9 protein-coding genes are annotated in these 8,717 nt (G+C 67.7%); 4 read left to right on the top strand and 5 right to left on the bottom strand.

All coding sequences use genetic code 11. The features are described from left to right. Together MLGJGCBP_RS46235 and MLGJGCBP_RS46240 are read left to right on the top strand one after the other, a co-directional pair. Positions 1-735, top strand: a 735-nt coding sequence (locus MLGJGCBP_RS46235) for an aldehyde dehydrogenase family protein (protein ID WP_160098224.1), incomplete at its 5' end; no start/stop codon positions are given. Between the two features lie 152 nt (positions 736-887). Then, a protein-coding gene (locus MLGJGCBP_RS46240; RefSeq protein ID WP_160103972.1) for an IS5 family transposase occupies positions 888-1,657 on the top strand; the annotation gives its coding sequence in 2 pieces (ribosomal slippage) (positions 888-1,227 and positions 1,227-1,657; 771 coding nt in all). A 637-nt stretch (positions 1,658-2,294) separates the two neighbouring features. Here MLGJGCBP_RS46240 and MLGJGCBP_RS46245 read toward each other — a convergent pair. Further along, the gene (locus MLGJGCBP_RS46245; protein WP_007296051.1) at positions 2,295-2,819 is read right to left on the bottom strand and encodes a hypothetical protein; all 525 of its coding nucleotides are present in this window, start codon (positions 2,817-2,819) and stop codon (positions 2,295-2,297) included. A 547-nt stretch (positions 2,820-3,366) separates the two neighbouring features. On the opposite strand from MLGJGCBP_RS46245, the gene MLGJGCBP_RS46250 reads away from it, so the two are divergent. Next, positions 3,367-3,846 (top strand): hypothetical protein, encoded by a 480-nt coding sequence (locus tag MLGJGCBP_RS46250; RefSeq protein ID WP_012686871.1) that lies wholly within the window; start codon positions 3,367-3,369, stop codon positions 3,844-3,846. Positions 3,847-3,852: 6 nt separating this feature from the next. Here the strand turns inward: MLGJGCBP_RS46250 and MLGJGCBP_RS46255 are convergent, their stop codons facing one another. The 4 genes from MLGJGCBP_RS46255 to MLGJGCBP_RS46270 all read right to left on the bottom strand — a co-directional run bounded on the left by MLGJGCBP_RS46255 (position 3,853) and on the right by MLGJGCBP_RS46270 (position 7,315). After that, the gene (locus MLGJGCBP_RS46255; RefSeq protein WP_007296049.1) at positions 3,853-6,105 is read right to left on the bottom strand and encodes a heavy metal translocating P-type ATPase; all 2,253 of its coding nucleotides are present in this window, start codon (positions 6,103-6,105) and stop codon (positions 3,853-3,855) included. Next, positions 6,098-6,523, bottom strand: coding sequence for an ArsR/SmtB family transcription factor (locus tag MLGJGCBP_RS46260; RefSeq protein ID WP_007296048.1), 426 nt, complete (start codon positions 6,521-6,523; stop codon positions 6,098-6,100). Before MLGJGCBP_RS46260 ends, MLGJGCBP_RS46255 begins: the two co-directional genes overlap by 8 nt. 83 nt (positions 6,524-6,606) lie before the next feature. Next, positions 6,607-6,951, bottom strand: coding sequence for a DUF3703 domain-containing protein (locus MLGJGCBP_RS46265; protein WP_007296047.1), 345 nt, complete (start codon positions 6,949-6,951; stop codon positions 6,607-6,609). Positions 6,952-6,985: 34 nt separating this feature from the next. Continuing rightward, complete coding sequence (locus MLGJGCBP_RS46270; RefSeq protein WP_007296046.1) at positions 6,986-7,315, bottom strand: ArsR/SmtB family transcription factor; 330 nt, start codon at positions 7,313-7,315, stop codon at positions 6,986-6,988. A 361-nt stretch (positions 7,316-7,676) separates the two neighbouring features. Here MLGJGCBP_RS46270 and MLGJGCBP_RS46275 point away from each other — a divergent pair. After that, on the top strand, positions 7,677-8,717 hold a 1,041-nt coding region (locus MLGJGCBP_RS46275), incomplete at its 3' end, for a M23 family metallopeptidase (RefSeq protein WP_160104025.1).

Consider the following 8,717-nt stretch of genomic DNA (forward strand, 5'->3'; position numbering starts at 1 on the left):
GCCGACCTGGACAAGGCCGCCGAAGCCGCCGCCGTCGGCGCGTTCGGCAACGCCGGCCAGGTCTGCGCCGGTGTCGAACGCATCTACGTCGTCGAACCGGTCTACCACCGGTTCCTCGACAAGCTCACCGCCGCGGCGATCCGGGTGCATCCCGGTGGCGACGACACCGCCACCTACGGGCCGATGACCCTGCCCCGCCAGGTCGACATCGTGCGCGACCACATCGCGGACGCCCTCACCCGGGGCGGGACCGCGGTGGTCGGCGGCGTGGATGCGGTGCACGAGCGCTACATCGATCCGGTGATTCTCACCGACGTCCCGGAAACCTCTACCGCGGTGCGGGAGGAGACCTTCGGTCCCACCGTGGTCGTCAACAAGGTCGGTGATCTCGACGAGGCGATCGAACGGGCCAACGCCACCACCTACGGGCTCGGGGCGTCGGTGTTCACCCGGAACCGGGCCCGCGGACGCGCGCTCGCCCGCCGCCTGCGCAGCGGGGCCGTGTCGGTCAACTCGGTCTTCAGCTACGGCGCCGTCCCGGCACTGCCGTTCGGCGGGATCGGCGAGTCCGGATTCGGCCGGGTACACGGCGCGGACGGGCTGCGCGAGTTCAGCCGCCCCCATGCTGTCACCGTCGAACGATACCCAGCCCCCATGAAACTGTTCGCGCTCGAACGCTCGGAACGGGACATGACGATCGTCACCTGGATGTTCCGGCTCCGGCACGCACGGTAACAAACCTTCGACACCGATTCACTTCATCCAACCTTCAGGAGGTCCGCCGTGAACACCGAACAACCGACCCCAGCCACCACACCAACAAGCCCCTCGGACATTAAGAGCGTGTCTCATGTGGATGAAGTGATGTGTGGGACATAATGTGACGCGTGGTAGATGAGTTGTCACTGAGGTTGGTTCCGGATGCGTTGTGGGAGATAGTCGAACCGTTGATACCGCCTTTTGTCGCCCGGCCACAGGGAGGCGGCAGTGCGCCGGCCGATGACCGGGCGGTGTTCACCGCGATCGTGTACGTGCTCACCAGCGGATGTGCGTGGCGGCACCTGCCGCCCTCGTTCGGGGTCACGGTTCCTACTGCGCACCGAAGGTTTACCGCGTGGGTGGCAGCCGGGGTGTTCGAAAAACTGCATCGTAAGGTGCTCGACCAACTCGGTAGTGCGGGCGAACTCGACTGGACGGCAGCAATCCTGGACGCGGCAAGCGTCCGGGCAAAAAGGGGGGATCGCTGACCGGGCCGAGTCCGGTCGACCGCGGCAAGAAGGGATCGAAGATCCACGTCCTGTCCGAAACAAACGGAATCCCACTGGTCGTCGATGTGTCCGCGGCGAATACTCACGACAGCACGATGCTGCAACCAATGGTGGCAGCGATTCCGGCAACGAAGTCCAGGCGCGGACCACGCCGACGCAAGCCGGGAAAGCTTCGCGCCGACAAGGGCTACGACTACGACATTCACCGACGGTGGCTGCGCGAACAAGGCATCGTCCCGCGGATCGCCCGCCGCGGCATCGAGCGAAACGACCGCCTCGGCCGGTACCGGTGGAAGATCGAACGCACCATGTGCGCCGCGAGGCGCTCTGTCGTATCCCCGGTTCAGTCGGGAAGGACTTGGAGGGAGGTTCTTGGGTCGGGTGGCTGACCTGGATCCGAAAGGTGAAGGGGACAAGAGCATGCCAGGAAACCCGGTGGTCGGGCCCAGTGGTCGGGGCGACGCATCGGGGAGGACCCGCGTGATAGGGCGAAAGCTGGATTGCCTGAAGCCCAATCTCCAGTTGATGCAAGTTCCCATCCGCCGGAAGGACCGCTGAAACCGGTGCCGTGCTCTGTGTCGGGGTCGATGGTGACCGACACAACCTCCGGAGCGCGGAGCGACGCCCAGCGAGGGTGTTGAAGGAGATGAGTGGGCCGCCTACGTCACGCTGATACGTACGACAGAGACGAACGCGGGATCGCCTACCGGGCGCGAGCCCCAGGGCGACGGAGGCCTCGTAGTAGTCGCCGGAGTCACGACCGGCCGAGGAGGTCGGGAAAGCCGACCACAAGGGCGAAGGAGGCCAGGTGATTGGACACGACCAGATCGGGAGGTATGCGTAATGCAGAGCGCCGAAACGATGCTGAGTGTCCTGCGTGAGCGCGGCAGACCGCCGCATCGCCCACGCAATAGTCACCGGAGAGCCGGATGATCGGGAAACCATCAAGTCCGGTTCGGCGGGAGGCCGCGCCTTTGCCCGGAGTTCACGCGAACTGAGGGTTCTTCGGCGGGAACCCGAGGGTGCTCAGTGGATTTGGGGCGAGTTGATCCTTGGGTTCGTGCTCAACTCGGTGGATCGTGTTCCTCGGCTGGGGTTTGGAGGATCTGTCGCGCGGCTGTGGAGTATCGGATCGCTGTGGTCTCGTCGAGTCCGAACAGGACGGCCAGGTGGAGCAATCCGGCCCGTCAGGTTGTGAATCTCGATCTTGTGCCGCAGCTCCAGAAACTCGAAGTAGGTCTTGAGCGCCTGCGCTCGAGCAAGTCTCGTGGGGATCAGCACCGGGCGCAGCACCGTGCCGAAATACGAGTCCGCGTCCGCGGGCAGCATGTCCCATAACGGCTTCCCGAACCAGGTCCGGACCTGCTCCAAGTGGCTGACATCCGAGCGAATCATGTTGTCCGACAAGCCAGCCGCACAACGGGCGAGCACAAACCCTGCGAACACGTCGGTCTCGAACCGCTCGGTATCCTCTGGGCCCACCGCCGCACGCACCTCGCGGAGATCCCTCACGACCGACAACCCACCGCGCCTCCTGGCCTTCAACTTCACTGCTGGAGCATCATCAAGAGCGAGATCGGCTCAGAATAATTGAAGTTGAGTCAGAACGGCCAAGAACGACCAGAACACGGAAAACCCACAGGTCCAGCAGGCGAACCGAGACCCCGGGCCCCAACGAACTCCAGGGTTATTTCTTAGGAAAAGGATCTGCCTCACAGACACCTCGCCGCGCGGCCGACCCATCTGCCTGGCTCACCGGCTACCGACGCCTGACCATCCGCTACGAACGCCACGCCGAACACTTTGCCGGATTCCTCCATCTCGCGGCCGCGCTCACTTGCTACAAGAAGCTCCCCACATGAGACAACCTCTTAGCCGAGGGAAGTGGTTCGTGTAGGAAGTCTCCGGGGGTAAGTTCCCCGTCGGTAGCTCCCTCAGGCGGTTTCCAGCCTTGCGCGCCCACTCACCTCGCATGGAAGAGCAAGTGATTCTTAATCATGTGGTCTAGGTGTGGTCTGGCCGGGTTTTCTCGCGCGCGACTGATTGCGTGGGTCATGCTGCACGCCCGAAAACCATCTACGCGGCGCGTCCTGTTGCCTTGCAGAGAAGCTCGGTCCACTCGAAGGGTGACGCCCTCGATCCGGTGATCGCCGAGGTCACCCGCGGTCAGCCGTACCGGCACGTGATGGGTTTCGAGGCAGGTGAACGCCGCCGGGCGGAGAAAGACGCCGGATACAACACCGACCTGCGCACGGGCGAGTATCCGTTGATCGAGTGGGGTTGGTTCCGCGACGATGCGATTGCGTACACCAAGTCCGTGATCGGCACCCGGGTCGGTAAGTCCGCGTGCACATGTTGCCCGTTCGCATTCGCCAACAAGAGCACCCGGGCAGAGATCTTCGCCCGGTACGCCGCCGATCCGGCTAAGGGCCGCAGTCGCGGACCGCTGTTCGTCACCCACCGCCGACCCGGATCGCAAAGCCGTCGCCGACCGCGACACGTCACTGCCGGAACCCCCGGTCGGTTGATGCGCGGAGGGGAGGGTGCCTGCGCTGGTCGGCTGGCGTGGGGCAGTTGATGGTGGCTATCGCGGGGTATCCGAGTGCCGCTCGTCAGGGACGTTGCTGTCGGTGATGTGATCCGTGAGCTGGCCTGGGGGGTTCGACGGTCGGTCGGTGCCGGCGGTGGAGGATTGGCAGCAGTCGCAGTCCTCGTCGGTGCCCTGGCTGGTGCCGTCGGCCGCGGTCGGGCTGGTGAGTGGCAACAGCGTCGGTGCGGGTCGCGCGGACCCGACCGACCCGATGAGTGGGATCTCGGCACCACGGGGTGGGGCGGGGGGACAGCAGGCGTCGCCGAGGACGTGCGCCGAGGGGGCGACGCTCACGTGCACGGGCCTGGTGGTGGTGGGTGCGGCGGTCAGCCCGGGCAGGGTGGTGGTGCGGGCGGCGCGGATGGCGTTGCCGATGACGAGGACTTCGGCGAGTTCGTGGATGAACACCACGGTGGCCAGGCCGAGTACGCCGGTGGCGGCCAGCGGGATCAGGAGGCCGATGATCGCCAGGGACAGGCCGATGTTCTGCAGCATGATCGTCCGGGCCCGCCGGGCGTGCGCCAGCACCTGGGGCAGGTGGCGCAGATCCTCGCCCATCAGTGCGACGTCGGCGGTTTCGATGGCCACGTCGGTTCCCATGGCGCCCATCGCGATGCCGACGTCCGCGGTGGCCAGGGCGGGGGCGTCGTTGATGCCATCGCCCACCATCGCGATGCGGCGGCCATTGGCGAGGGTCGGCAGCAGCGCGGCCTTGTCCTCGGGGAGCAGTTCGGCGTGCACGGTGGTGATGCCGGCCTCGGCGGCGAGGCTGTGGGCGGTGCGTTCGTTGTCCCCGGTGAGCATCGCCACGTCGATCCCGAGCGCGCGCAGGCGCTGCACGGCTTCGGGTGCCTCGGTGCGGAGTTCGTCGCGGACGGCGATCGCCCCGATCACGGTCCCATTCCGTTCGAGCAGCACCACGGTGGCGCCCTCGCCCTGCAGACGGGCGACCTGGTCGGTGAGCGGTCCGGGATGGATCCAGCCGGGTTTGCCGAGCCGGAGTGCGGTTCCGCCGAGGGTGCCGTGCAGGCCGTGGCCGGCGACCGCGGTGACGTCGTCGGCCGGGGTGATGCCCGGGCCGGCGGCGGTCAGGATCGCCTGCGCGAGGGGGTGTTCGCTGCGGGCCTCGAGCGCCGCCGCGGCTACCAGTGCGTCCGATTCGCCGATGCCCTCGGCGGTGACGGTGGCGATGACCTGCGGGGTGTTGCGGGTCAGGGTGCCGGTCTTGTCGAGCGCGACCGCCCGGATCCGGCCCAGTTCCTCGAGGGCGGCGCCGCCCTTGATCAGGGCGCCGTGCCGGCTGGAGGCGCCGATCGCGGCGACCACGGTCAGCGGGACCGCGATGGCCAGGGCGCAGGGGGAGGCGGCGACCAGCACGACCAGGGCCCGTTCGATCCACAGCAGCGGATCACCGAGCATTGCACCGATTCCGGCGACGAGGACGGCGAGGATCATGATCGCCGGCACCAGGGGGCGGGCGATGGTGTCGGCGAGGCGTTGCCCGGCGCCCTTACGATCCTGGGCCTCTTCGACGATGTGCACGATCCGGGCCAGGGAGCTGTCGGCCGCACGGGCGGTGACTTCGACTTCGATGGCGCCGCCGCCGTTGATCGCCCCGGCGTGCAGTGGGTCGCCGGGTCCGGCCTCCACCGGCACGGATTCGCCGGTGATCGCGGACAGATCGAGACTGGTGCGGCCGGTACGGATGATCCCGTCGGTGGCGGCCCGCTCACCGGGTCGCACCAGCATCCGGTCCCCGAGCGCCAGTTCGTCCGGGGACACCGAGGATTCGGTCCCGCCGCACAGGATCGTCGCGGTCGGGGGGACCAGCGACAGTAGGGCGCGCAGCCCGCGGCGGGTGCGGGTGACCGCGTAGTGCTCGAGGCCCTCGGCGATGGAGAACAGGATCCCCAGCATCGCGGCCTCGGGGATCTGCCCGAGCGCGATCGCGCCGATCGCGGCGATCGTCATCAGCGTGCCGACCCCGATCCGGCGGTGGCGCAGTAGATTCCGCAGCGCCCCGGGGACGAACGTCGATGCGGCGACGACGGCGGCGAGCAACTCCACCGCGGTCCCCGCCGTGTCGGCGCCGACCCGGCCGAGCAGCCACCCGGCGCCGAGCAGCACCGCGGCGGCGGCCGCTACTTGCAGCTCGCGTACCTGCCACCAGCGGTCCTGGCCGTGGTCGGGCTCGGCGGCGGCGTCGGTGTTCGGTGTGGCTGCTGGTCCGCAGCAGGCGTCAGACATGTTCGGTCTCCACGTGTTCGGAACTACCTTCAGCATGGGCCGGGGCCGGGGCCGGGGCCGCGGTGGCGTGGTCGTCGAGCACGGCGCCGACCAGTGCCCGCCCGCGCGGGGTGAGCGAGTACATCACCAGCCGGCCGTGGCGCCGTGAGGACACCAGGTCGGCGATCTTGAGTTGCCGCAGATGGTGTGAGACGAGGTTCTGCGCCTGCCCGACCACCCACGCCATGTCACACACGCAGAGTTCGCCGCCGGACGCCAGCGCCGCCGCGATCGTCAACCGGGTCGGGTCGCCGAGCGCGCGGGCGGCGGCCGCGGCGGGTTCGATCCGGCTTGCCTCCGGAAGCTGGGCGCGGATCTGCTCGGCATGCGGGAGATCGAGACACAACAGGTCGCAGGTGTCGACGCGTTCCTTAGTCATATCAACATACTAACGAATATTGATATGATCAGAGACGGTTGGTGCCCGCTCGTGGAGTGGATCATCCTGCTCCGATCTCGCCGTCAGGCGGCGGCGATCTCGGCGGCCAGATCACCCGGCACTGGCATCGGCGTCATCAGCCCCGCCGAGACCCGCCCGGTATTGCCCTCCGGGTAGCGGCCCAGCGCAGAGCCGGGGGCGGCCACGATGATCCGCACCACCTGACCGAGCGCCTCGCGGCGGTCGTGCTGACGCAGGGCCAGCCGGAACATCGCCACATGATTACGGGTGTGCAGCCACGGATACGGCTGCGAGACGATGTGCGCGCGCTCGAGGTGCGCCCATCGCGCCTGCGCCTCACCGGTACTGGACGCGGCGCTCATCTCCCGCTCGTACAGGGCGCGAATCGCGTCGGTCAACTCTGTCATCTCAGTTCCCTTCCACTCAAAACGAATTCGGCGGTCAGCAGCAACCGCTGTCGTCGGCGTCCGGACACAGCGCCGGATCGACGGCGAGCACCAGATCGAGCAGATCGCCGAGGGCATGGCCGATCCGCGGATCCGCCAGTTCGTAGCGGGTCCGCCGGCCCTCCGGCACGGCGACCACCAGCCCGCACCCGCGCAGACATGCCAGGTGGTTCGACAGGATCTGCCGGGACACCCCGATCTGGTCCGCCAGCTCGGACGGATATCCGGGTTGCCCTTTCAGGCTCAACAGGATTCGGGTGCGCGTCGCATCCGACAATGCGTACCCGAACCTGGAGAGTGCATCTGCGTGCGTTACGGTGTCCACGGCCCCAACTATACAGAAATTCCTGAATTCAGAAAGGGATGAATCATAGGAGGATTCGGGAGCGGCATTGGGTGTCAGGTGAGGTGTCCGCCAGCCAGTGCTCTCGCGGACGGACCGGTCGCCGTCTGGCCGTGCATGCGGCGGGGGCGACCCGCCGGTTTCGGATCTCTTGGGCGATGCCGAGGGATGAAAAAGCCGTATCGGTAACGCTGTTGTGCTCGTGGGGGTCATGTGAAACAAGTGGATAGCGACACAGAAGTGAAGGAAATGCATTAGCGTTACGGCGTGTCGTCTTGACTTGTCGCGTCGGCGCGTTCATCTCCACTGGGTGCCCGGCGCGACTGCACCGAAGGGACCTGCGATGCGCGGTATCACCACAGCAATGCTGACTACCTGCATGAGAAGGCTGCCCGCACTGGCGCTGGGGGCCTCGACGGCTGTGGTCGCGGTGGTCATCGCAGCGCCGTCCGCCTCCGCCGATACTCCTGGCGACGCGGACTCGCCGTCCGTGCTCGCCGCGACGCTGGCCGACGCGGTCACCATGGCCACCGACGCCGCGCAACCGGACGTGGTGGTGGTCGATCCCAGCCGCTGGCAGACCGTCGCGAACATCGCGGCCACAAGTCTGAACAATGCCGATGCCAGCGGCTCGTCCGGCGACACCCGGAACCTGCTCGCCGGATGTCTGAGTGAATTCGCCGCCACCGGATCTGCCGCATCCGATGTGCTCGGCTCCTGCGCCGACGAACTCGGCGCCGTCGACGGCGGCATCGCCCCCCGACTGGTTGCCGCACTCGAACTCGGTGACGTCTCCGAATCCGCAGGCCCCGGCTCGTTCGACCACACCCCCGCCGCTGACGAGGCATCATCGGACTCGGAGCCCGCCGAGGACACCGCACCGAAGCCGGTCGAGGACGAGGCCACCGGAACTGGGGAGGCAGGCACCACCACCGAGGAGCAGAGCGAGCCCACCGACCCCACCGGTGTCGAGGCGCCCTCACCCGAGGGACCTTCACCGGAGGCGAACGCGGGCACCGCCGCCGCGACCGGCGAGCGAGAGGCCGATGCCGCCGCGACGCCGGCCCCGCAGCGGCCGCGCACCTGGAATCGCCCCGGGACCAAGGAATTCGTGGCACCCAGCGCGGGCACCGTCACCTCCACCATGGGGGATGGGCGCGGCCACGAAGGCATCGACATCGCCAACACACTGGGTGCCCCGATCGTTGCCGTCGCGGACGGTGAAGTCATCGACGCCGGCCCGGCCCAAGGGTTCGGGTTGTGGGTGCGGATCCGGCATGACGACGGCACCATCACCACCTACGGGCACAACAACGACAACCTGGTCGAGGTGGGGGAGCGGGTCAAGGCCGGACAGCAGATCGCCACCGTCGGCAACCGCGGC

This window comes from Rhodococcus sp. T7 (assembly GCF_009872365.1).
Taxonomy (GTDB): Bacteria; Actinomycetota; Actinomycetes; order Mycobacteriales; family Mycobacteriaceae; genus Rhodococcus_F.